Source organism: Thermincola sp. GK-1 (genome assembly GCF_059412445.1).
In genome coordinates this window covers 33,657-57,653 of the sequence record NZ_JBSQAT010000013.1, presented here as the reverse complement: position 1 = coordinate 57,653, position 23,997 = coordinate 33,657, and the positions used below count along the sequence as shown (strand labels likewise).

Here is a 23,997-nt window from a genome sequence, read left to right as displayed (position 1 = left end):
CTCTGCTACTGTTTTTTCCCAAACAACTCCTTCCACCTCTGGGACACCTGCCGCACTATATCTTCCCTGGGAATCAACTCATCGGGGTAATCCGGTTTCATCCGGGCATCTATCACAATTGGACCGCTGTAAATAATTTTGTTGTGCCCAACCTCATAGGCTGCATAAATATCCCAGGCCGGGTCAAAACGGGTAAATACGGTCCAGAGAAAACCGGTCTGATCTTTCAGGGCATCGGCATCGTCGACCAAAATTACCAGCGGCCATTCTTGCAATTGCTCCCGGCCGTGTTCCACAACCTGGCGGGCCAACTCCGGCGCTGCGGAATAAGCAGAGCCGGAAATCATCAGGCAGCCACGGCAGTAAGGTTTGATTTTATCAATGCCGGCAATCGGGCCACCGGTATACTCTCCCGGCAGGTCACGCACCGGGTCCCCCAGGCCCAGCATAATGGCCTTGCTGCCCTGGTTAAACTTGCGCCCGGTGTAATCAAGGGTATCCATGGCCGTATTATTGATAATGAACAGGTCCCTGGCCGGATTGAACCGCGCCAGCACACTTTCCAGAAATACGGGGAACTTCTTCAAATCAACCGGGACGTCAGTAATCATGAGGACCTTGGTCAGGGACAGTTGCCCCTCCCCCAGTATTCTAAAGGCATGGGCCAATGCTTCCCGGTGGTAGCTTTCCCTGACCACAGCCCCGGCCAGGGTATGGAACCCTGCTTCAGCATAAGTCCACAAGGCCCTGACGCCGGGCATAATCAGGGGAAATATCGGTGCCAGCAGATCCTGCATCCATTCCCCAATGAAATAATCCTCCTGGCGGGGCTTACCCACTACCGTGGCCGGATAAATAGCGTCTTTGCGGTGATAAACCTGTTTGACGTTAAACACCGGAAACTCGTGAACCAGCGAATAATACCCGTAATGGTCCCCAAAGGGTCCTTCCGGTTTTCTTTCAAACGGGGGCACTTCCCCGCAAACAGCGAACTCGGCCTCGGCAATTATAGGATGCGGGTGCCCGTCTATTTCTGTCATGTTCAGTTTTTCCCCCATTAAAAAGGACGCATATATCAATTCCGGCAATGATTCAGGCAAAGCGGTAATGGCCGCGATGACCAGCGCCGGCGGGCCGCCAAGGAAAAGGGTTACAGGCAGGGCCTGTCCCCTATTTTCCGCCTCGTGGTAATGAAAACCGCCGCCCTTATGAATCTGCCAGTGCATACCCGTCTGGTTTTCCGAAAATATCTGAATCCGGTACATGCCCAGATTATGCTCCCTGGTTACCGGGTGTTCCGTATAAACCAGCGGCAAAGTGACAAAAGGCCCGCCATCCCCCTGCCAGCTCGTCAGGACAGGCAGCTCTTTCAAATTTACTCTCGGCTGCCGCACCTGGAGCACAGGCGCTTTGGCAGGGCTTACGCGGCGCAGGCCGCTTTTGGCAATGCTGAAGAGCCAGTCCCTTTCCTGCCAGAGGTTGGATAATTTGGGCGGCAAAAGTTTGTCCATCGCCTGGGTAATTTTTTTAACAATCGCTTCCGGCCTCGGTCCTATGGCCATCTCTACCCTTTCCCGGGTGCCGAATAAATTTGTGACCACAGGAAACTTGCTCCCTTTAACATTGGTAAAGAGCAGGGCCGGCCCTTCATCTTCAATTACCCGCCGGTGAATTTCCGCCAGTTCCAGATAGGGGTCCACCTCAGCATTAATCTCGATTATCTGGTTTTCTCTTTGCAGCATCTTGATAAAACTTCTCAGGTTTGTATGCATGGTTACTCTCCTGTAATTTTTTTATCTCGTGACAAAGCTTGTCGGCTGCCACCGAGGCATTTGCCACCAATTGCCTTATTTCCCAATCTTCAGCCCCGTCAATGTGCACCCCTGCCACCACAGCAGCAACCAGGCCTGTTTCCCGGCAAAGCCGCTCTCCGACGGACGCGGCCATTTCCGCATCCTTATGCCCGGGTACAGGGGTAATCCAGGTATCACATGAAAGGCAGCCCTGATCCTGCAGACTTGTGCGGGGTACGCTTAAAGTCGTTCCGCCTACATGAGGTTTTTCCCCGCCCGTCAGAGTAATAGCAATCCCTTCGCCGGTTATGACAGCCAGTATATTTATTTTGTAGCGGCCCTCACCGGAGGAAACCCTGATTTCTTGCATGCTTTCATTCACCCGATATAACATTACTGTATGAAAATTCCTCTTCCCCGGTAAACATTATTTTATGATATCTTTTATCCAATCAATGCTTTTATATCAATATTATATTCCCTGATTTTGCGGTAAATCGTGCTTCTCCCTATATTTAACCGGGCCGCGGCTGCGCTGATACTGCCGCCGCAATCAACAATAGCCTTTTTAATGGCTTCCTTTTCCAATTCCTGCAGGGTTCCCGTCTTTGCGGCAGCGGCCTTTTCTTTCTGCCTGTTCCTGATATTTTCGGGCAAATCCCGGGGCGTTATTTCTTCACCTTCAACGACATTCACCAAACCCTCAATTACGTTTTCCAATTCCCTTATATTCCCCGGCCAACTGTATCCCTGCAATATTTCCAGGGTTTCCGGCAACAATTTTAATTCAGGTCTACCGACTTTTGCCCTGTATTTATCCAAAAATGCGTTTACCAGCAGCGGGATATCGTCTTTTCTCGCACGCAGGGGAGGAATAAAAATGTTGACAACATTCAATCTGAAATATAAATCCTGACGGAAAGCGCCCTCTTCAACCATTTGGGCCAGGTTGCGGTGCGTAGCCACGATAACCCTTGCATCAACTGTCTTGCTTTCCTGCCCGCCAACCCGGAAAAACTGCTTCTCCTGCAGCGCTCTCAATAAACTGACCTGGGCCTGCAAAGGCATATCCCCTATCTCGTCAAGAAAAATTGTCCCCTTATCAGCCAATTCAAATTTACCGGGTTTTCCGCCTTTGCGCGCCCCTGTAAAAGCACCTTCCTCGTAACCAAACAACTCACTTTCCACCAGTTCGGGCGGAATAGCAGCACAATTCACAGCTACAAAAGGCCCGTTCCGGCGGGAACTTTCCTGGTGAATGGCCTGAGCCAGCATTTCCTTGCCTGTCCCTGTTTCACCCTGCAGTAAAACGGTTGAGTCATTCTTGGCTACCCTTTTGCATATGGAAATCACCTGTTGCAGGTATTTGCTTTGACCGATAATCTGGTCAAAGGTATAGCGCACCACGTTTCCCCGTTCAGGTAAACCTCTTCCGGACTTTTTACCTGTTACCTCCGAAGCGCTTTTGTCTTCCGGGTTAACAATAGCCACCATTCCCTGGGGGCTGCCGTCCGGGCCGTATATGCGTTTAGTTCTGGTATTGACCGGTGTGGAACCGTTTTTTGTGCTTACAGTCAGTTCCCTGGTATGGGAAGTGGCGCTTTCTATCACCCACAAGTTATTCAGATTAAATAATTCCTCGATGTTCTCTCCCAGGCATTCTTCCTTTTTAAGGCCCAGAATCTTGCAGGCAGACTGGTTCATTTCCCGCACAATTCCGTCTTCGTCAATCATGACCGCGCCTTCCCGCATCAATTCCACAAGGCCTTCGTATTTCGCCCTGTTCAGATTAAACCTGGTCTGTATATCAAGCAACCGCATTTCCCGTTCAATGTTCTGGGCAGCCATTTTAACCATGCAAAACACCCGGTCACTGCCTTTTCCGCTTTCACCGGTTACATCAAGTGTCCCAAGCGTTTTGCCCCCAGGGCCTTTTATTGGTACAGCGGCACAAGCCAAAATATGGTTTTCCCTGACATAATGCTCCGTAGCAAAAACCGTTACCGGTTGGTTTTCTGCCAGCGAAGTTCCGATAGCATTGGTCCCCTTGAAACGTTCAGACCAGTTGGCTCCTTCGCACAGCATAACTTTCCTGGCATGACTGGAAAAATCATCGTCAGTGAAACACTTCAAAAGGTAACCTCTGGCATCGGCCAAAATCACCATAAAACCCAAACCCCGCAAGCACATAAACAGGTCTTCCATAATAGGGGTGGCTACCTCTACCAACTGCCGGTTTTCCTGAATAGTTTCCCGCAATCGGGCCGGACTCAAGAGCTCGTTTTTTTTCACTTTATGGTGGTTAACCTCGTATTTGCGGCATCGCTCCCATGAACGCTTTATAATAGGATCCACCTGGACCGGGATTTCCCCTGTTTCCATAAAGGTGTTCCACAGACCCGCTTCATTATTCCCCATACCCTCACCCTTTGCCGGTAAAGTTTTTGCGTGATTAGTTCCTTTTCTTTCGTACCTCCATTATACCAAGGATAAGCTATTTTTTCAGCAAAAAAAAGGACTCCATTTTCAGGAGTCCCCGGTTTTTCATCTGTTAAAAGTTATAAAGAGTGTCAATTTCTTCGCCGGTAAAGTCCCATGTAGTATTATGCGGCGGGCATTCTTCCCGGAAAAACTCGGGTAACCGGTCATGTTCCCTGGTAAACCCGGCCGCCTCATTGAATGCGCGTTCAGTCCGTAGCACAGACTTACCTAATTCGGTGATATCGTCATTCGTAAGGTTCAAACCGTACTCGGCATTAATCATGTCTACGATAGCCTGAAAAGCATCGGCGTTATCCAGGATACAAAAAGCCACAAACAGGCAAAGCCCTGCGCTGTCCAGTGCTGCGGTGGCGATTTGCAGGTTTCTGGACAACTCTATGTTGCCTTCTTTCCCCAGTGGATTTACCTCTCCACCCACTTTTAAAACATTGGTGGCCACAGAATAACCGGCTGTATGGTCAGCTCCCATCGGCGAAGTAGCGTAGGTCAAGCCGATTCCTTTAACGGCCCGGGGGTCATACGCGGGCATAGCCTGCCCTTTGACCACGGGAACCCTTGTAACGCCCAGGGCCTTGCCCGTGAAGGCAGCGCCATTGCCAAGGATGCGGCCAAGGTAAGTACTTTTTTCGATTTCCTTCAATAAGTTCAACATCCCCGGTCCATCGCCGAAGGGGATTACCCCTCCTTCCATAGCAACACCCATAGTTACAGCGGTTTCTATGGAATCAATGCCAATATCGTCGCAAATGCGGTCGGCCTGGGCGATAATGTCCAGGTCATCTATGCAACAGTGAGCTCCAAATCCCCAGATGGTCTCGTACTCAAAACCAGCCGTCAGGTAATTTCCGTCTTTATCATTATATATCTGCGAACAACGGATTACACAACCGGCATGACAGCCATGGGTGGGTTTTCCGTTTCTGCTGACAATTATATCATGCATTGTTTCACCGCTTATTTTATTAGCATGTTCGTAACGGCCCAAACGGAAATTTTGCGTCGGTAACCCGCCGGCTTCATTGATTATATTGACTAACACATTTGTACCATAGGTGGGCAATCCCTGGCCCGTGACGGGATGTTCCCGCAACCCCTTGGCCAGCCTGCGGGCAGCCTCTTTAAACTTTTCCTGGTCCGCAATAGCAACGCCCGGAGCGCCGGCATCGTCTATGGTAATATATTTAACCTTTTTTGCACCCATTACCGCCCCCAGACCGCCACGTCCGGCGCTGCGCAGATTGCCGTCGGGGTCTTTCACCGAAATATTGGCTGCCGCCATACGGGTTTCTCCGGCCTGGCCGATAGTTAAAACTCCGATCTTGCTGCCAAATTTCTCCGTCAGTCGGGCAACTACTTCGTAATTTCCCTTGCCCACCAGTTCGTTTTCTTCCTGCACCCGGCAGCCATTTTTATCAACATGAATGCTGTAAAATTTATCCCCTTCCGGCTGTCCCTCAATAATCAGCGCCTTTATGCCCAGCCTGGCCAGCTTTTGGGCAGCAGTGCCACCGGCATTGCTCTCCTTAATCCCACCTGTAAGCGGGCTCTTGGCGCCTACAGACAACCGCCCTGAATTGGGAGCAGCCGTGCCGCTCAGCAACCCGGGCGCAATTACCAGTTTGTTGTTTTTGCCTAAGGGATGACAAGTTGGTTCCACTTCTTTACCCACAATCGCCGAGGTCAAGGCCCTTCCGCCCAACCCCTTCCATTCAGCGGGGACATCTTCCACGGTAACTGTCTGGTTCGTCATGTTTACACGATAAATTTTCATAACCAAAAGACCTCCCTTTATTTTTAGTTTTGGCCGGGCGGCAAATTGCTTCCGGCGCCCTTACGTTTGCATTTCCACAACAGCAGGACATGCAAATCTGAAGAAATTTCATCATATGAATTGCCGCCTTGTATTTTTAGAAGCAATTCTCGTGCCAACCATAATAAAATAATGCTGGTCCCTGAATTACAGGATTTTATCGGTCTTTTGGACTTTTATGACGTTTCCCGTTTTGGTACTTTCTCGTGCAAAGAAATCGTAATACACCATGTAAAACCAGTAATTAAATACAATATGCCTTTTCTCATAATGAAACACCCGTCTCAAATTAAAACAAGCCTCTTCTTTTTCAGAAGAGGCTTGTTAACTATATTAACAAGCGCCTGTTAACTGCTTTCCTGATTGTTTGTCCACGCAGGTGTTTTATTGTTACCGCCAACAGTACTGCCCATACCGTCATACCTGCCACAGCGCCCAAAACCATAACCGTCACAAAACCGCTGTTCATCCCTTCAATCCCCGGTTTCCTTATCAGGCTTATCCATGAGGAGATATAAAAAACCGTCACGCCAATTACATAGCCCAACCCCAAAGACGCCATGATTTCAAGGGCGCTTCTGGCCCAGGCATAAAGTCTGATAAACATAATCCCGCATATAAGCATAAAGGCGGAAAACAGCACCTGCAATATCGCAAACCAATAAAAATTGTCGTTATAGTATTCTAACACACGGCCGAAAATACTTGGCATACTGTTTTGCAGATATATCATTTCCTCCTGTTCCGCCGATGCCGCCGAACCTGGATAGAGCAGGTTCAAACTCCCGGACAGTACCATTTGACCGGCAATGATGATAAATAACCAGCCAATAAGCCAAACTGACAATGGCTTCTTTGCCAAACTCCCCATATTATATATCCCCCCACAGATACACCACAATACACCCAACAACCTGACACCAATAGCCAATTTCTCTTCTCTGACAAACAAGCACCTATCCCATGCCGGAACAGGTGCTTTAAATAAACCTGAAAAGTTATTGGCTTAAAAAACTGTATTGATTGTGAAAAAAATAACTTACCTGGCGTCCCGCCTCCCTTATTGCAGTTCATTTAATAGACAAGCTCTTTTTAATGTTTTTTATAATTTATGTATGAATTCCTTCCTGTAAAAACACTTTTTCCGTAAACGGTTGCATTTGGCCGTCGAGTGGTCATATAGGCGGTTGAATGGTGTTCCGTGAAAAAAACGCGACCCTGTGGTCGCGTTTTTTGTAGGATGTTTGCTACATCATATACCGCGATTCGGGGCTACAGCAGTCGCAGCCTCTGGGCCAAGCACAGCCTGCTTAAAGGTATCCAGCCCCACCCGGTCAATAAGTTCTCCCAGGCGTTCATTATGCCTGGCATTTCCCTTGTACCAATTAATAATTTTATCAACCAGCTCTAAAACCTGGTCGGGTTCAAGCTGATCAGCAATCCTGTCCCCCAACCGGGGTTTAACGCCGGCGTTACCGCCTACCATCACAACATAACCTTTAGATGTTCCCATTATGCCTATGTCCCTTACCGCCGGTTCTGAACAGGAGTTCTGGCAGCCGGAAACAGCCATCTTGAATTTGCCTGGTAATTCCATGCCGTGATATTTTTTATCCAATTCCAGCCCCAGCCCTACGGCATCCTGCTGGCCGCGCTTGCAGAATGTGGTGGCCGGGCAGATTTTTACGCTCCTGACACAGAGCCCGACAGCATGTCCTGGATCCATGCCCAGGTCATTCCAGGCTTTCTCAACATCTTCATGCTTCAGACCTACAATGGCCAATCGTTGCGCAGAAGTAACCTTGATCACTTCCGCACCATATTTCTCCGCCACATCGGCAATTTTTCTCAGGGTTGCCGGATTGGTTATACCGCCCGGTATATGGGGAACAATGGCGTAGGTTTTTTTGTCTCTCTGCAGTACTGCCCCTTTGGGTTGAGCCAAAGCCTTCGCTTCTTCGCTGGCCTCACCGAACCCGGCGCTGTTCAGTCGGGTCAACAGTTCTGTCTCGTCTATACCATGGGTCCTGGCCGCTCCGGCAACGGTTTCCGCCGTGGCAGACGGACATCCCAGACATTGCATGCCCATGGCCCGAAATACATCGGCCGTTTTGGGGTTTAATTTCAATACTTCGCCTACCGTCATATTTCTGGTTATCTGCATGATATCCGACCTCCTTATAATCAAAAACCAATGGCTCAATTCTGTCTTTCACTAGTTTTTCCACTTACGCCTTCAATATGTAATGCAGCTAACCAATATGTGATTCATTTAGTTTATACTACAGTTAATCAAGGGACAGACACTGGACGGGGCAGCTATCCACACAGGCCCCACACTCTATGCAGGCCTCAGGGTGGACTTGCACTGCCTTACCGTCCTCAACCCGCCAGACGCCCTGCGGACAGACATCGGCACAGGTTCCGCACCCTATACATTCTTCTACGTTTATTTTTGGTGCCATGTTCTATCACTCCCTTTTTATATAATGCAATTTTTAAGCATAGGGACCCATTAGTTGCTCAATGATGGGTCCCTTCTACCACTTTAACCCCTTTGGCTTCAACTACTTTTTTAATTTGGTTTTTAAAAGGGCATTTCTGGTAGTCCTCCAAATCCATACACATGCAGGAACTCAAATGCAGAACATCCAGGTCATAATTCTTCAGTTTTTCTACCAGTCTGGAAACCCGGCGCCCACTGCAACCCCCGCAGGTAAAGAAGCCAATAAGTTCGGTGTCAGGGCCGTACTGTTCGAAATGTACTTTTCGGTTATTAAAGGCTTTCAGGCAGCCCACGCCGGGACACACTTCAGAGACAATGTTGCAGCGGACCACCGCCACTTTGGTAGTCTTCTTCTCTTCTTTGTTCTTGCCGGAAACCATGGAAAAGTACCTGTCTTTTGTCTCCTGTACCAAATCTTCAGTTATTTCATCAATATTTTTTTCCCTGGCCAGTTTTTCCACTGCGCTTTTGGCCATTTTCCTGACGAAACCGGGCACCTTTTCCATCTCACGCAAAGCTTCTTCTGTCCATTTCATAAGCGCCACTCCTTTATAATCGGCAACCGGTGGCCCTGCGCCCCGATCGCACCCTAATACCATTAATCTGCAGTTTATGATTTTTCCGCTGTTATAATCAGGTCATTGGACTCTTCTTTGGACCACGCCCTCTTTTTATAATTTCCGTAAGTCTCTATATTTTTAAAGCCCACCTCAGCCATAACTGCCAGCAAATCGTGCCGCCGCCACGGGGTCAATGGCTCTGACAGTACGTGGAACTTCCATTCTCCAGCCTTCTCCCGTTGAAAAACAAGGATGTTAAACTGTACCTGTTCATCGCTTATCAGATCCGTCATCCTGAGAAACAGAACTTCTTCCCGGTGGTCGCGGTAAACATTCAGGGGCATGTACCTTTCTCTGTTTAAAAAAACTTTATCGTAATTTCTCATTTGAATTATAAGGATTCCGTTATTCTCCAGACAATCATAAAACTCCTGGATGGTTGCAACCAAAACTTCCTTTTCCCTGATATGGGCCAGTGAATTGCCCAGGCAGGTAACCATATCAAACTTCTGATTCAATTGTCCAAGGCCGTCCGCCCCCATTTGGTACAATTTCACCACAGCACTGGCAATTTTGGCATTTTCCCCGGCTTTTTCAATCATTTCCCCGCTGGGGTCTATCGCTGTAACATCCAGCCCCCATTGAGCAAACATGATAGCGTGTCTGCCGGTGCCGCAGCCTACATCCAAAACCCTGCTTACACCTCTGGCGGCAACAGTTTCTTTAAAAAAAGGCCCTTCATTCCGGAGTCTCGTTTCCCAATCAATCATTTTATCATAATAAAAACCAAAAACCTCAAAAATATTGATGTTATCCTCCAGCTGCATGAAAACCACCGTCCTTCTCCTGACCTCACTGAAACCGGTCCTGCCTTCATTGTACAAAAATAAAAAAACACCCACTATGACGTGGGTCCGAAAAAACTGTGATATATATCACATTCGACCACGGGCTTTTAAACCGTATAATACCTGGACTTATAAATGTCCATAAGCTGCTTAATTTTTTCTTCTTCCACAAAACCGGTAAAGCTTTTGGTTTCAAAATACCGCTGCGGAAAACAAATATTTTCCAGGCGGTAACCCAGTTTTTCCTTTAAATCGCGTTTTAATCGGAAAACTTTCTTTCCGAGTTCACCTAAACTTTCTTCATTCCAGTCCAGGCCAATAGCTCTTAACGCCGAAACCACCGTTCGCCTGTCATACACGTTCCGGGCAAACAGGCAGATGACAAGGGAGTTTAGTATGTTTCGCTCAATTTCCTCGTTAATAATTTTGTCAACCACCTGCTCAGGGTCCCACCCCTGCAGCTTCTGGTCTATCGAGTAACCGGCATTATCCAGGTGAGAGTGCCTTGCCCCAACGGCCTGCCCAAATATAAAAGCGTGTCCGGTGTGATATCCGGCCATTTCATGACCACCGAGGCACATGGCAAAATCACAGCCACCGTATTTGGCGGCGGCGTACCATGTCCCCCTCGCCAGGTCCCTGTAAAAATCCGAATCCATAGCCACCAGCCGGTCAATTATCTCTCTGTAGACAGAGGCATTGCCAAAGGCAGGCCGACAGCCGATCATTTCTTCCCTAACCAGTTGCTTTTCAAAAGCCTCCGTCAGCCAGCCCAGCAGTACCCCCGTTGAAATACTGTCCAGGCCGTAAAGCTCTGTCTTTTCAATCAACTCCAACAATTGGTCTCTGTTGTCAATACCAAGGAACGAACCCAGGGCAAAAACCAGCTCATGATCGTAAGAGATAGGAGTTGTATAGTATTCGTAATGGTCTCCGAACTGGCGCCTGACCTGGGCAATGTGAATACAGCCAATGGGACACCCGGAGCAAGCCAGTTTCCTGACCAGACTGTGCTTGGCAAAAGCCTCGCCGCTGATCTCCTCTGCCCCCGCAAAGCTCCCGGCCTGCAGGTTCTTGGTAGGCAAACCGTTCATGGCATTTAAAGGCAGGACATTTACAGCCGTTCCCAGCCCATGATACTTATCCATCACTTCCGTTTCTACAACCCTCTGGTATATTTCCTTGTAAACCCGCTGGTATTCCTTTTTATCAGTAATAGCCAGCCCCTCTTCCCCTTTTACTACCATAGCTTTTAAATTCTTGCTGCCAAAAACGGCGCCCAGTCCCAGGCGGCCAAAATGCCGGTATGTATCCACGTTTACACCGGCAAAAGAAATTAACTTTTCCCCGGCGCGACCGATGCGAATACAACTGCGCAGCCCAGAACCGGTCTCTCTCCTGCGCAGAATCCGGCCTGTCTCCTCAACAGTCAGCCCCCACAAAGGTTCTGCGTTCTTAAACTCCACTCCGTCAGCAGTAATTACCAGATAAGTTGGCTTAGTGGCTTTTCCCTTCACAACTATAGCATCATACCCGGTAAAACGCATGGCCAGTCCCAGCCGCAGCCCTGCATAACTTTCACCCAGCTCCCCCGTTAAAGGAGAACGAAACATGGCCACTACCTTGGTCACCACAGGAAAAATCGTTTCCATAGGTCCTATGGCGAAGACAATAGGTTGGTCACCGTCCAAGGCATCCTTCTCCGGCATTATATATTCGTCCAGTAATTTTGTGGCCACACCTACCCCGCCAAGATAAGCCAGTAAATCTTTGCGATTATGCGCCTTTATCTTTTGCTTGTTCAGGTCAATCTCTAATACCCTGATACCGTTCGCATTAATCATTTCGAACCTCCATAGTGATTACTTGGTGTGGGCAATAACGGGTACAGGTGCCACACTGAATACATACGATGGGCTTTTTTTCATCTTCATCAAAGAAGATGGCCTCAACACTACAGGCTGCCACGCACTTGCGGCAGCCAGTGCAAAGGTCTTTTTTGAAAATTACCCCGCCTCCCGGTCTTTCTACCAAGGCCTCCGCCGGGCAGGCTTCCGCACAGGCAGGTTTCAGACATCCCCGGCAGATAACCGCCAGGAAACTGCTTTGCAGACCGCCTGTCGATCTGATCTGAATGGCACTGCGTCTCGGCGAATAGTCATTGTGTATGACCCTGGCGCAAGCCAGCATGCAGGAATAACAGCCTATACACTTGGCCATACCCGGAGCTTTTAGGATTTTTGCTTCTGCCACCTGCATCACCTTCTGAATGTGAAATATGTAACAATTCCTATGATATTAATTATATCACACCGCGGACACTGTTCAATGGAAAATTCATCCCCGGCCGAACGGCCGGGGATGAATTATTTAACGACAATATTCACCAGTTTCTTGGGCACGGCAACAACCTTTACCACCTGTTTGCCTTCGATCAGCTTTTGCACAGACTCCTGGTCCATAGCAAACTGCTGCAGCCCGCCTGCATCCAGACTTGCCGGCGCCATCATTCTCTCCTTCACTTTACCGTTGATCTGGATGACAATTTCCACTTCGTCCTGGACAGTTGCAGCCGGGTCATATTTGGGCCATGGCTGAGTATGCACACTATCGGTAAACCCTAGTTCATGCCACAGTTCCTCCGCTATGTGCGGCGCAAAGGGCGCCAGCAGCAAGATCAGGCTGTTCATAGCCTCAGCTTCTACGGCGCTGTTGCGTCTTTCATTCTTATCCCTGTACTGGTACAGAGCGTTCACCATTTCCATGATCGCGCTAATAGCCGTATTGAAGTTGAAACGCTGGCTGATATCGTCGGTTACTCGCTTTATTGTAACGTGGGTTATCCGGCGCATTTCCCTGTCGGCCGGAGCCATTTCCTCCACATGGGCAGTGTCATCCAAACCCGAAACATAATTATATACCAGCCGCCAAACCCGGTTGAGGAAACGGAAAGCCCCTTCCACGCCCTGGTCGCTCCATTCCAGGTCTCTTTCCGGTGGCGCGGCAAACAGGATAAACAACCGGGCCGTATCGGCGCCGTACTTGGCAACGATTTCCTCGGGACTGACCACATTGCCCTTGGATTTGGACATCTTCGCGCCGTCTTTTAAAACCATACCCTGCGTCAACAGATTGGTAAAGGGCTCCTCAAAACCTACTAAGCCGGCGTCATAGAGCACCTTGGCAAAAAACCTGGAATAAAGCAGGTGCAGAATCGCATGTTCCACGCCGCCGATATATTGTTCCACCGGCATCCAGTAATCCACGGCCGCCCGTTCAAAAGCAACTTCCGTTGCGTGGGGGCTGCAGTACCGCAGGAAATACCATGATGAACAGATGAAGGTATCCATGGTATCGGTTTCCCTCTTCGCCGGCCCGCCGCAGGTCGGACAGGTGGTATTCACGAACGAAGGGCATTCTGCCAGCGGCGACTGGCCTGTGGGCTTGAATTCCACATCGTCAGGCAGCATAACCGGTAACTGTTCCTCGGGAACAGGTACAGTACCGCATTTATCACAATAGATGATGGGGATGGGCGCTCCCCAGTACCTCTGCCGGGAAATTAACCAGTCCCGGAGCCGGAAATTTACAGTACCCCGGCCTATTCCCTTTTCTTCCAAATATTTTATTATCTTATTCAGAGCTTCTTCGTTCGGCAAACCGTTAAAGGGCCCGGAATTTATCATAATACCTTGCGCTTCAAAAGCCTCTTCCATCACGGCAGGCGGTTCCGTTCCCTCCGGTACGATTACGGGCCTGATGGGCAAATTATATTTGGTGGCAAAATCAAAGTCACGCTGGTCGTGAGCCGGTACACCCATAACCGCCCCTGTACCGTAATCCATTAAGACATAGTTGGCTATGTACAAAGGAATTTTTTCGCCGGTCAACGGGTTAATGACATGGACACCGATAAAAAGGCCCTCTTTTTCATTATCCCCCGAAGTCCTGGCTATTTCGTTTAATGCCTGGGCCTTTTGCACAAACTCGGTGGCTACTGCTTCGTAGGCAGTACCCCTGGTCAGTTTTTCCACCAAAGGATGCTCCGGCGCAAGAACCATGAAGGTAACGCCGTATATAGTATCGGGTCGCGTTGTATAAACGGTGATTTCATCGTCCGTCTCGGCCACCTTAAACCGGACCTCGGCGCCTTCGCTACGGCCGATCCAGTTTTCCTGCATGATTTTTACCTTATCGGGCCAACCCTTTAACAGTTCAATATCTTTAAGCAATCGGTCTGCATAGTCGGTAATCTTGAAAAACCACTGAGCCAGTTCTTTTTTACCCACCTGGGCGCCGCAGCGTTCACAGGCCCCATTGACAACCTGCTCATTGGCCAGCACCGTCATACAGTCAGGACACCAGTTAACAGCCGATTTCTTTTTGTAGGCCAACCCCCGTTTATAAAACAGGAGGAAAAGCCACTGGGTCCATTTATAATAATCGGGCAGGCAGGTGGTAACCTCGCGTTCCCAGTCATAGCTAAAGCCCAGCCTCTTTAACTGGTTCCGCATGTTTTCTATATTGCTCAAAGTCCATCGGGCAGGCGGTACGCCATGCTTAATCGCCGCATTCTCAGCCGGCAGTCCAAAGGCGTCCCACCCCATAGGATGCAAAACGTTATAACCCTGCATGGTTTTAAATCTGGCGACCACATCGCCGATCGAATAGTTGCGCACATGGCCCATATGTAAATTCCCCGAAGGATAAGGGAACATTTCCAGCGCATAATACTTGGGCTTACTACGGTCATCCTTTACTTTGTGTAAACCCATGTCGTCCCAAATCTTTTGCCATTTAGTCTCAATTTCTTTAAATGAATATTTTTCTTTCACGACTACACTTCCCCCTATGCTGTAACGTTAACAGTTTAAACTCAGCAACACTGTAGTTAAGCTGTTTCTATATTTGCCGCATCCTGCAGGTTATATTCCTCGATGGCCATCTCACGAAGCTTGTATTTCTGGATTTTTCCGCTGGCCGTCATTGGAAACTCTTCGACAAATTTTATATACCGGGGGTGTTTGTACTGGGCGATACGCCCTTTGCAAAACTCCCTGACTTCCTCCTCCGTCATCTCCACCCCTTCGCGCAGCCTAATCCACGCCATAACTTCCTCGCCGTATTTAACATCAGGTACACCGACAACTTGCACATCCAGTATCTTGGGGTGGGTATAGAGAAATTCTTCTATCTCCCGCGGGTAAATATTTTCCCCTCCGCGGATAATCATGTCTTTCACCCGGCCGGTTATTTTGCAGTACCCGTTTTCATCCATGACAGCAAGGTCTCCCGTATGGAGCCATCCATCTTCGTCAATGGCGGCATGGGTCGCTTCCGGCATCTTGTAATAACCCTTCATTACATTGTAGCCCCTGGCGCAAAGTTCGCCCTGTACACCCCTGGGCACTTCTTCCCCCGTTTCGGGATTCACAATTTTCACTTCTACACCGGGAATACTCCGCCCCACGGTGGTCACCCTGAGTTCAATCGGGTCGTCTACCCTGGTCATGGTAATAGCCGGGGAAGCCTCTGTCTGACCGTAAGTAATGGTAACTTCCTTCATGCCCATCCGTTCCATAACCTGCTTCATCGTTTCAATGGGGCAGGGCGAACCGGCCATAATCCCCGTCCGCAGGGAACTGAGGTCATATTTGTCAAAATTGGGCAGGTTTAATTCAGCAATAAACATGGTTGGTACCCCGTGGACGGCCGTGCAGCGTTCCTTTTCGATAGTCTGCAGCACCTGCACAGGATTATAGGATACCAGCGGTACCATGGTGGCTCCTGATACAACGCAGGTCATGGTGCCCAGGACACAGCCAAAACAGTGGAACAGGGGTACCGGGATACAGAGGCGGTCCTTATGGGAAAAGTTCATGCAGTCGGCAACCGCTATGGCATTATTGACAATGTTTTTATGGGTTAGCATTACTCCCTTCGGAAAACCGGTTGTACCGGAAGTGTACTGCATGTTAATTACATCATCAGGGTCCAGGGAACGCTGCCTTGCATCCAGTTCCTCATCAGAAACCGATTTCCCCATTTCCATCATTTCATCCCATGAAATCATCCCCGGCGGACAGTTTTCACCGATGTAAATCACGTTTTTTAACAAGGGAAGCCGGGCAGATTTAAGTTCGCCCGGTTTACATTCTTGCAGTTCCGGGCATAATTCCGTAATCATGCCTGTATAACTGGAATCCCGCCAACCATCAATCAATATGAGCGTGGTGGAATCCGATTGCTTCAGCAGGTATTCCAGCTCAAAGACTTTGTAGTTAGTATTGACAGTCACCAGTACAGCACCCATTTTGCCGACAGCGAACTGACTGATCACCCATTCCGGTACATTAGTGGCCCAAATCGCCACATGGTCGCCCTTTTTAATTCCCAACTTCATGAAACCCTTTGCCGCCAGCCGGCAAACTTCGTTAAACTGGGCGTATGTATAACGCAACCCTCTGTCTGCATATACCAGAGCCTCGTTATCAGGATAGGTTTGGGCCTGTTTGTCCAGCAAATCTCCCACCGTAATATTCAGAATTTCATTTGGCTTGGTAATGTCTGTTCCACTCAACTACTTTGACCCCTTTCGTTTAAGTTCTACTTCCCCTAAACAAACCAAAAACCTTTCGCCCGCAAGGGACGAAAGGTTAACTTCCGTGGTACCACCCTAATTGGGAAACAGCAGTTTCCCCACTCGGCAGGATAACGGCCTGTTCCGGTATAGGCTACTGTTTTCACCTATACAACTCAGGAGCGAGTTCAAAGAAATTTCTTACTGCCTTGCACCCCCCGGCAGCTCTCTGAAAAGCAAATTCCTTTTACTACTCTCCGTCATCGACTTCTCTTTTCAAATGTATGTCAATTATTATAAGTTAAAGACCGGTAAAAGTCAATCGTTTAATAGCGGACAGATGCAGCAACTTCCGCCAGGTCTGCCTCTATATTATCAGCTTCCAGAACCTTTGAGAAGACCTCAATTATCTTCGGGTCGAACTGAATACCGCTGCCTTTGACAATGTCGGCCAAGGCGCTTTGTTTGCTATAACCCTTTCTATAGGGCCGGTCCGTAGTGATGGCATCAAAAGCGTCAACGACCGAAATAATTCGAGCCCCCAGAGGAATTTCTTCTCCTTTTAACCCGGCCGGATACCCACCGCCGTCATAATATTCATGATGGTATAAAACAATAGGAATTACTTCTTCCAGAAAAGGAACGGAAGAAAGAATGGTGGCGCCGATTTCCGGATGTTTTTTAATTTCCTTAAATTCAGCCGAAGTCAGCGGACCCGGTTTTTTGAGGATAATTTCACTTATCCCTATCTTGCCTATGTCATGCAGGATAGCAGCATAAAAAATATTCCGGATATCTTTTTCAGGCAGTTTCAATTCCCGGGCCACTGCAACGGCATAATTGGTTACCCGTTCTGAATGCCCTTTGGTATATGGGTCCTTTGCATCGATTGCAGCAGCCAAAGCCTGAATAGTATGGGTATATAGTTGGCTGATCTGCCGGTTAGCCTGAGCCAACTCCCTTGCCACCTGGGCATTGATATCGGCCATCGCTAAAAGTTTTTGCTGGTTTTCCCGCTCATTAATTAAAATTTTTGTGATAAATAAACAGCTTAACAGGTAAGCAACAACGATAAAAATGCCTTCAATAACGAGCAGTTCGACCTGACCGGACTTGTACCACGTTTTAAACCCGGGCCAGGAAGCTAGCAGATGCAGAGCAAGTGATACGGCCGCAGCATTAAAAGCGCCGGAACAGTTATATACCAGCCCCGCATAAATGGTGGGGATCCCATAAAAAAAGAACATGAACTCCTTGTAGGGTGTTGGCACAATAATAGAAAATACGCTTATAATAAGAAAAAAAACCAAAATGATCAAAAAAGAATACTTATTTTTTTTGAGTGCAGTTAATATGGAAATATCCCACAGACGCTGTTTTTTAAAACCGCTTGCCATTACACTTCTCCTTAAGTAATAAGAACTGTAAAGAAAATGATAATAATTATTCGACACCCACTGATTTTTTCCTTGCTACATTTCAATAATTTTTTTTAATTTTTTGGCAATTATGAAAATAGATTTCGGCCATTAATACATAAAAAGCCCCGCTTTCAAGCGAAGCTTATCGCACCGGCCAACCTGCAAATCTAAAAAACGCTTTTAAAAATCTACCACTTTCGCATCCGCCCAAAGATGTTCCAAATTATAGAAGTCGCGGTCTTCTTCCTGAAAAATGTGTACCACAAAAGTTCCGTAATCCATTAATATCCAATGGGCATCTTTCATCCCTTCGATCCGCAAAAAGTCAGCATCTTTTTCTCTTAGTTTATCTTTTATGTTTTCCGCAATTGCCTGTACCTGGGTAGAAGAATTTCCGCTGCAAATTAAAAAGTAATCACAAACGGGAGAAATATCTGTTAAGTCCAAAACCACAAGGTCCCTGGCCTTTTTGTCTTCCGCAGCCCGGATAGCCGCGTAAATCAATTCCTGAGTATTATCTGCCAAAACTCAATCCCCCTAAATAAATCTTGCTATTGTTATATTCTATGGAAAAAAAGGTAAACCTGTCAAGGGGTCTTCTGTCCCGCCCCGGAAAGTATAAGGGCATTACGGGCCTCGATACTTTTGGGATGAATAATTCCGTTTTTGGCGATGACATAATTCAAGGTGGAGTTAAGCCCGGCCAGCACGGCTGCGTCTAAATTTTTTGCCGCCAGCTCTCTTAGCCTGTCTACCCCTGGAAACTGGCGTCCCGGTTCTATCATATCAGCCACAAAAATGACCTTATCCAGTGTAGTCATATTTTCGTCTCCCAGGGTATGGCGGCGAATAGCGTTTAATATTTCTTCGTCTTGCACACCAAATTCCCGCCGGGCTATTTCCGCCCCCACTTTTCCGTGCAGCAGGTCAGGAACCTGCCTCTCCAAGAAATCAACTGACAGTTTAAACCCGGCGCTTAAATCCAGCAGTTCCAGGGCGCTTCGGTTCCTGGCACAATCATGTAAAACAGCAGCAATACGGGCCTTATCTAAGTCAATATGAAAACACCTGGCCATCTGTTCAGCCGTTTTTAACACGCCAATGGTATGACGAAACCGGTGGTCGTCCATCATCCGCCGTAGTTTTTCGAGGTCAATACCGTCAATCATGCTTCTCGCTCCCCATTAATGAACCATATATTAAACTATTTTACATGCAGGTAAACATTTCCTTTATTACAGGCAAAAAACCTCCATCTTAAAAGAAGGAGGTTTGGCAAGTAAGGCCCTATTGGGCTCCTTCGCCTCTGGGCTTGGCCTCATTAACAGTAAGAACCCGGCCATTAAATTCTTTGCCATTCATCTCTGCAATTAACCTGTCTGCATCTTCGTCTTCTACTTCTACAAATCCAAAGCCTCGCGACCTTCCGGTCTCGCGGTCAGTTATTATTCTACTGCCAACTACCTTACCGTGAGCGGCAAAAGCTTCCGCTAATTCTTCCGGCTTGGTAGCCCAAGGCAAATTTCCGACATAAAGGGTCCGCACCAAAACCTTCACCTCTCTTTCAATTTCTGCCACAACTGAAACAAAAACACTGGCCCAACCCTTGGTAGGATGTTGGTAGCCAAAAACGAGTTTTAATTTAAAAGGCACCTGGGTTCTTGAACCCAGGTACCTTTTTTAAAAACAGACAGCTGCCTGATACACCCACGTGGAACCTCGAGATTTGAAAACCCAAAACAATAAGTTTTTATGTCTTTTGTTTCTAGTAGTATTATGTTCAAAATGAATCACTATATGCTGTAAGTCTTTTGGTAAATTGCACAAATGTTACTAGATTTCTACGAACAAATTACCTGTACAGTTTATGCCTCTCGATGTATTTTTCCACGCATTCAGGGACAAGGTATTTAATAGGTTCACCATTTTTAATATAATGCCGTATATCCGTGGAAGAAATATCAATCCGGGGTATTTCAAAGGTAAAGATTCTACCCTGAAATGACGGCGGCAATCCTTCTATCTGCCTGCGCATTTCAGCTAAAGTATACCCCGGTCTGGTAGCTGCGGCAAAATAACACAGTTTCATTACTTTATCAACATTTTTCCAGGTCGTTATTTCCAACATGGCGTCGGCGCCGAGAATAAAATAAAGCTGCGTCCCGCTACCAAACAGTTCGTAAAACTTTTTTACAGTATCAACGGAGTAGGAAAGACCCTGCCGGTCCAATTCTTCCCTGGAAACCTCGAAATAGGGGTTTGACTCAACAGCCAAACGTACCATTTCGCAGCGGTGTTCTGCCTGAAGCAACTTTTCATGTTCTTTATGCGGAGGTTCTTTGGCCGGTATAAAAATTACTTTTTCCAGGCCAAACCGATGCCTGGCAAATTCAGCAATTATCAAATGGCCAAGGTGTATCGGGTTAAAAGTTCCTCCCATCAATCCAATTCTTCTTTCATTAGCTTGTATCATGCAAAATCAACCCCTGTTAATGACAGTTATAACAGGTTCCAGAGTATTACAGGCAAAAAGAAGCAACCAATTTCCTTACGAGAACCGGCAAGGGATATTAAGAAACAAGGTGATTTTCATGCTGAATATCCGGGACTATCTCGAGGATATCCACCATATTTTATCTGTCCAAAGCCCAGCCCAATTTAAAATGTTTATTTACCGGTATATGCCCAATGACCCACGGGCTCAATATCTGTTATCACTGGACCGAAATGAACTCAAGTTATATATGAACCGGCTCAAAAAGCAAATGCTCCCATGGATTGAGGAATCATTGGAAATTATGTCTGATGACCCTTTGCACTAATCCGGCCAGGGACGGTCGGTGGCCGCCGATTAACCCCTCACCTGTCCATTGCCAAAAATAATATACTTTGTTGTTGTTAACTCGGGCAGGCCCATGGGGCCGCGGGCATGGAGCTTCTGGGTACTGATACCGATCTCGGCACCGTAACCGAACTGGAAACCGTCGGTAAACCGGGTGGAAGCATTGACATAGACAGCCGCTGCATCGACTTCCTCCGTAAACCGGCGGCTCTTATTGTAATTGTTGGTAATAATGGCCTCTGAATGCTTAGTCCCGTATTTATAGATATGGTCTATTGCTTCATCCATATCCCGCACAACTTTTACGGCCAGAATCAAATCAAGAAATTCTGTATAATAATCTTCTTCTGTGGCGTCTTTAACCCAGGGAACAATCGCTTTTGTTTTTTCACAACCCCTGATTTCCACATTATATTCATCCCTCAATTTGTTGAGCAACGGCGGTAAAACTTTATCGGCCACCTCTTCGTGCACAAGCAGTGTTTCCATGGCATTGCAAACGCCGGGCCGCTGTGTCTTGGCATTAATAACGATATTCATGGCCATATCCAGGTCGGCTTCATTATCGATATATACGTGACAGTTGCCTACCCCCGTTTCAATAACAGGTACCGTGGCATTTTGTACCACCGTTTGAATCAGTCCCGCTCCGCCGCGGGGAATGAGGATGTCAATGTATTCGTTTAATTTAAGCATGACATTCACGGCTTCCCGATCGGTGGTTTCAATTAACTGGATAGCGCCCGCAGGAATACCGGCAGAAGTGGCGGCATCAGCAATAATTTCAGCTATCCGCTTGTTAGAATTGAAAGCCTCTGATCCGCCTCTTAACAAAACGGCATTTCCCGTTTTCAGACACAGCCCCGCCGCGTCTACTGTTACGTTGGGCCTTGCTTCGTAGATCAAGCCGATAACCCCTACCGGCACTCTGATTTTACCTATCTGAAGTCCATTGGGCCGTTTCCACATATGAATAACTTCTCCAACGGGGTCCGGCAGAGCGGCAATAGCCCTTAATCCATCCGCCATTTCCTTAACTCTGTCGTTGGTTAGCAACAGCCTGTCCAAAAGGGCCGTGGACAGTTTCTTTTCACGGCCGGCCTGCATATCAATGCTATTGGCTTCCAAAATGTCATCCGTTCTGGCTTCCAAAGCATCTGCCATAGCCATCAAAGCCTTGTCTTTGACAGCCGAAGACAGATGGCCCAGTTTGCGGGCCGCCTCTTTTGCCTTTTGGGCCTGAGCAATTACCTTTTCTTTTACCATCACACTTCTCCCCCTAAATACATATTACCAGGTTATCACGGTGAATTACCTCATCGTAGTCTTTATAACCCAAGATGTTTTCAATATCTTTTGTTTTGGCGCCTTTTATCTGCATAAGATGGTTATGGTCATAGTTCACAACGCCGCGGGCTATCTCTTCTCCTGTAGTCCTGGCCAGACTGACGGTATCACCGGCCAGAAAATCGCCCTGTACATCGACAATTCCGGAAGGCAACAGGCTTTTCCCTTCATCAATCAATGCCTTGCACGCGCCTTCGTCAATGACTATTTTACCTTTTACAGCGGAACCGAAAGCAATCCATTTTTTCCTGGTTTGCAGCCGGTTGTGTTTGGGCAGAAACAGGGTGCCGATTTCTTCCCCTTTCACAATATCTGAGAGAACCTGCCTCCTGCGTCCATGGGCAATAATAACAGGTACTCCGGAGGTCATGGCCAGTCTGGCGGCGTGAATTTTGGTGGCCATGCCGCCGGTCCCTAGGTCAGACCCGGCACCGCCCGCCAACTGTTCTATGGCCGGCGTAATTTCCTCTACCACATTGACAAGTTGGGCATGCGGGTCGGTCTTCGGATTACCTGAATACAGGCCGTCAATATCTGATAAAATCACCAACAGGTCCGCGTTAATAAGACTGGCCACCATGGCAGACAATGTATCGTTATCACCAAAACGTATTTCCTCTACGGCTACCGTGTCATTTTCATTAATAATAGGCAGCACATTCATTTTCAAAAGAGCGCTTAAGGTATTCCTGGCGTTGGAAAACCTCTTGCGGTCCATCATGTCTTCACGGGTCAACAACACCTGGGCTACGGTGCCGCCATACTCGGCAAACATTTTTTCGTACATATGCATGAGAATTCCCTGACCCACAGCGGCTACAGCCTGTTTTTCGGGAATGGACCTGGGCTTTTTGCCCAGTCCCAGGCGGCCCATTCCGGCCCCTACAGCGCCTGAGGAAACCAGGAGCACCTCTTTTCCTTGATTCCTCAGATCCTGCAGCTCCCTTACCAATTGTTCCATCTGCCGCAGGTCCAGCTTTCCTGTATGGTGGGTTAACGTGCTGGAGCCGATTTTCACCACTATTGTTTTGGCGTCCTGAAAATTCCTGAAACTCTTTATGCCGGTTTCCATCTCTGGTCACTCCGCTTTTACAGATTAGGCTATCTGTACTAGTTGGGCAGTTCTATCTGAGGTTTGGTCTTTGAAGGCCGGTATAACAAAATGACGTGCCCGATAAGCTGAATGAGATGAGCATCCGTTGCGCTGGCCACCCTTTCAGCTATCCGGTCGATCTCTTCGGCGCAATTGTTTAAAACCCTTATTTTGATTAATTCACGGGCCTCCAGGGCATCATCGATTTGCTTAATAACATTGGGCGCCAAAGCGCCTTTGCCAATCTGAATGATGGGGTCTATGCCGCTTCCCATGGCTCTCAGAAAACGCTTGTGTTTACCTTTCAGGTCCCGTGTACTAGCGTCATTCATCTACGCTAGCCGCACCTCCTTGCATTCCTGTGAGGAAATTTCTTTCCCCAATTAATACCTATTATTATAGCACAATTTAATAAATAAAACACAGAAATAAAACAAAAGTTGAAAAAAGCAGGCTGAAAACCTGCTTTATCACCCAATTTTTCTCATATCATCCCGGTCCTTCCGGGTTTTGCGGCGCCGGTTTTCGTAACCGGGCTCTCCTTTTTTCCAACCGCTGTTCATTTTGCTTCGCTCAATGACTAAATTTTCTTCCTTGATGACGAAGTCATTCCTGGCAGTACAATAGTACGTACGGTCTCCCTGCCTGCAGTTGCCACACTCCAAGCAATCCATTGAAAAGTTATACCTCCATTC

At 47.8% G+C, this 23,997-nt stretch carries 23 protein-coding genes and 1 other annotated feature; of the genes, 1 reads left to right on the top strand and 22 read right to left on the bottom strand.

The features are described 5' to 3' along the window. Positions 1–5: 5 nt before the first annotated feature. The 18 genes from ACSNJE_RS12245 to nadD all read right to left on the bottom strand — a co-directional run bounded on the left by ACSNJE_RS12245 (position 6) and on the right by nadD (position 20,493). Positions 6–1,772 carry a UbiD family decarboxylase gene (locus ACSNJE_RS12245; protein ID WP_495252755.1) on the bottom strand — a complete coding sequence of 589 codons (1,767 nt, stop codon included), beginning with the start codon at positions 1,770–1,772 and terminating at the stop codon, positions 6–8. Next, on the bottom strand, positions 1,708–2,163 hold the full coding sequence (lpdD, locus tag ACSNJE_RS12240; RefSeq protein ID WP_495252754.1) for a prenylated flavin chaperone LpdD: 456 nt from the start codon (positions 2,161–2,163) through the stop codon (positions 1,708–1,710). The genes ACSNJE_RS12245 and lpdD overlap by 65 nt, the downstream gene beginning before the upstream one ends. A gap of 74 nt (positions 2,164–2,237) precedes the next feature. After that, positions 2,238–4,211: a sigma-54-dependent Fis family transcriptional regulator gene (locus tag ACSNJE_RS12235; RefSeq protein ID WP_495252753.1), complete on the bottom strand. Its 1,974-nt coding sequence runs from the start codon at positions 4,209–4,211 to the stop codon at positions 2,238–2,240. Between the two features lie 133 nt (positions 4,212–4,344). Further along, positions 4,345–6,066: an aldehyde ferredoxin oxidoreductase family protein gene (locus ACSNJE_RS12230; RefSeq protein WP_495252752.1), complete on the bottom strand. Its 1,722-nt coding sequence runs from the start codon at positions 6,064–6,066 to the stop codon at positions 4,345–4,347. Between the two features lie 367 nt (positions 6,067–6,433). Beyond that, on the bottom strand, positions 6,434–6,976 hold the full coding sequence (locus ACSNJE_RS12225; RefSeq protein WP_052218005.1) for a hypothetical protein: 543 nt from the start codon (positions 6,974–6,976) through the stop codon (positions 6,434–6,436). 381 nt (positions 6,977–7,357) lie between these two features. After that, the gene (locus ACSNJE_RS12220; RefSeq protein ID WP_052218007.1) at positions 7,358–8,269 is read right to left on the bottom strand and encodes a ferredoxin-like domain-containing protein; all 912 of its coding nucleotides are present in this window, start codon (positions 8,267–8,269) and stop codon (positions 7,358–7,360) included. A 124-nt stretch (positions 8,270–8,393) separates the two neighbouring features. Continuing rightward, the gene (locus tag ACSNJE_RS12215) at positions 8,394–8,570 is read right to left on the bottom strand and encodes an ATP-binding protein (RefSeq protein WP_013121335.1); all 177 of its coding nucleotides are present in this window, start codon (positions 8,568–8,570) and stop codon (positions 8,394–8,396) included. Positions 8,571–8,628: 58 nt separating this feature from the next. Then, positions 8,629–9,147, bottom strand: coding sequence for a CGGC domain-containing protein (locus ACSNJE_RS12210; protein ID WP_495252751.1), 519 nt, complete (start codon positions 9,145–9,147; stop codon positions 8,629–8,631). Positions 9,148–9,221: 74 nt separating this feature from the next. Beyond that, the gene (locus ACSNJE_RS12205) at positions 9,222–9,998 is read right to left on the bottom strand and encodes a class I SAM-dependent methyltransferase (RefSeq protein WP_495252750.1); all 777 of its coding nucleotides are present in this window, start codon (positions 9,996–9,998) and stop codon (positions 9,222–9,224) included. A 128-nt stretch (positions 9,999–10,126) separates the two neighbouring features. Continuing rightward, entirely contained in the window at positions 10,127–11,863 is a 1,737-nt protein-coding gene (locus tag ACSNJE_RS12200) for an aldehyde ferredoxin oxidoreductase N-terminal domain-containing protein (RefSeq protein WP_052218011.1), read from the bottom strand. Further along, positions 11,856–12,278 (bottom strand): 4Fe-4S dicluster domain-containing protein, encoded by a 423-nt coding sequence (locus ACSNJE_RS12195; RefSeq protein WP_052218013.1) that lies wholly within the window; start codon positions 12,276–12,278, stop codon positions 11,856–11,858. The genes ACSNJE_RS12200 and ACSNJE_RS12195 overlap by 8 nt, the downstream gene beginning before the upstream one ends. 107 nt (positions 12,279–12,385) lie before the next feature. Next, positions 12,386–14,854 carry a leucine--tRNA ligase gene (gene leuS, locus ACSNJE_RS12190; RefSeq protein ID WP_495252749.1) on the bottom strand — a complete coding sequence of 823 codons (2,469 nt, stop codon included), beginning with the start codon at positions 14,852–14,854 and terminating at the stop codon, positions 12,386–12,388. Positions 14,855–14,910: 56 nt separating this feature from the next. Continuing rightward, the gene (locus tag ACSNJE_RS12185) at positions 14,911–16,599 is read right to left on the bottom strand and encodes an AMP-binding protein (RefSeq protein ID WP_013121341.1); all 1,689 of its coding nucleotides are present in this window, start codon (positions 16,597–16,599) and stop codon (positions 14,911–14,913) included. 61 nt (positions 16,600–16,660) lie between these two features. Further along, positions 16,661–16,872: a binding site (T-box leader), on the bottom strand. Positions 16,873–16,925: 53 nt separating this feature from the next. Further along, complete coding sequence (locus ACSNJE_RS12180; protein WP_052218017.1) at positions 16,926–17,996, bottom strand: HD-GYP domain-containing protein; 1,071 nt, start codon at positions 17,994–17,996, stop codon at positions 16,926–16,928. A gap of 204 nt (positions 17,997–18,200) precedes the next feature. Beyond that, a complete protein-coding gene (rsfS, locus tag ACSNJE_RS12175; protein ID WP_052218019.1) occupies positions 18,201–18,545 on the bottom strand; it encodes a ribosome silencing factor in 345 nt (114 codons plus the stop codon). A 62-nt stretch (positions 18,546–18,607) separates the two neighbouring features. Then, positions 18,608–19,189 (bottom strand): bis(5'-nucleosyl)-tetraphosphatase (symmetrical) YqeK, encoded by a 582-nt coding sequence (yqeK, locus tag ACSNJE_RS12170; protein ID WP_013121344.1) that lies wholly within the window; start codon positions 19,187–19,189, stop codon positions 18,608–18,610. A gap of 118 nt (positions 19,190–19,307) precedes the next feature. Then, positions 19,308–19,568 carry an RNA recognition motif domain-containing protein gene (locus ACSNJE_RS12165; RefSeq protein ID WP_083436869.1) on the bottom strand — a complete coding sequence of 87 codons (261 nt, stop codon included), beginning with the start codon at positions 19,566–19,568 and terminating at the stop codon, positions 19,308–19,310. Positions 19,569–19,872: 304 nt separating this feature from the next. Continuing rightward, complete coding sequence (gene nadD, locus ACSNJE_RS12160) at positions 19,873–20,493, bottom strand: nicotinate-nucleotide adenylyltransferase (RefSeq protein ID WP_052218021.1); 621 nt, start codon at positions 20,491–20,493, stop codon at positions 19,873–19,875. Positions 20,494–20,611: 118 nt separating this feature from the next. On the opposite strand from nadD, the gene ACSNJE_RS12155 reads away from it, so the two are divergent. Continuing rightward, positions 20,612–20,842, top strand: a complete 231-nt coding sequence (locus tag ACSNJE_RS12155) for a hypothetical protein (protein ID WP_152909011.1) — start codon at positions 20,612–20,614, stop codon at positions 20,840–20,842. 29 nt (positions 20,843–20,871) lie between these two features. Here ACSNJE_RS12155 and ACSNJE_RS12150 read toward each other — a convergent pair whose 3' ends face one another. From ACSNJE_RS12150 to ACSNJE_RS12135, 4 genes are all read right to left on the bottom strand, one after another. After that, entirely contained in the window at positions 20,872–22,131 is a 1,260-nt protein-coding gene (locus tag ACSNJE_RS12150; RefSeq protein WP_427916560.1) for a glutamate-5-semialdehyde dehydrogenase, read from the bottom strand. A 10-nt stretch (positions 22,132–22,141) separates the two neighbouring features. Continuing rightward, positions 22,142–23,281 carry a glutamate 5-kinase gene (gene proB / locus ACSNJE_RS12145; protein ID WP_052218027.1) on the bottom strand — a complete coding sequence of 380 codons (1,140 nt, stop codon included), beginning with the start codon at positions 23,279–23,281 and terminating at the stop codon, positions 22,142–22,144. A gap of 38 nt (positions 23,282–23,319) precedes the next feature. Next, entirely contained in the window at positions 23,320–23,634 is a 315-nt protein-coding gene (yhbY, locus tag ACSNJE_RS12140) for a ribosome assembly RNA-binding protein YhbY (protein WP_052218028.1), read from the bottom strand. 138 nt (positions 23,635–23,772) lie between these two features. After that, entirely contained in the window at positions 23,773–23,976 is a 204-nt protein-coding gene (locus ACSNJE_RS12135) for a hypothetical protein (protein ID WP_013121351.1), read from the bottom strand. Positions 23,977–23,997 lie beyond the last annotated feature (21 nt).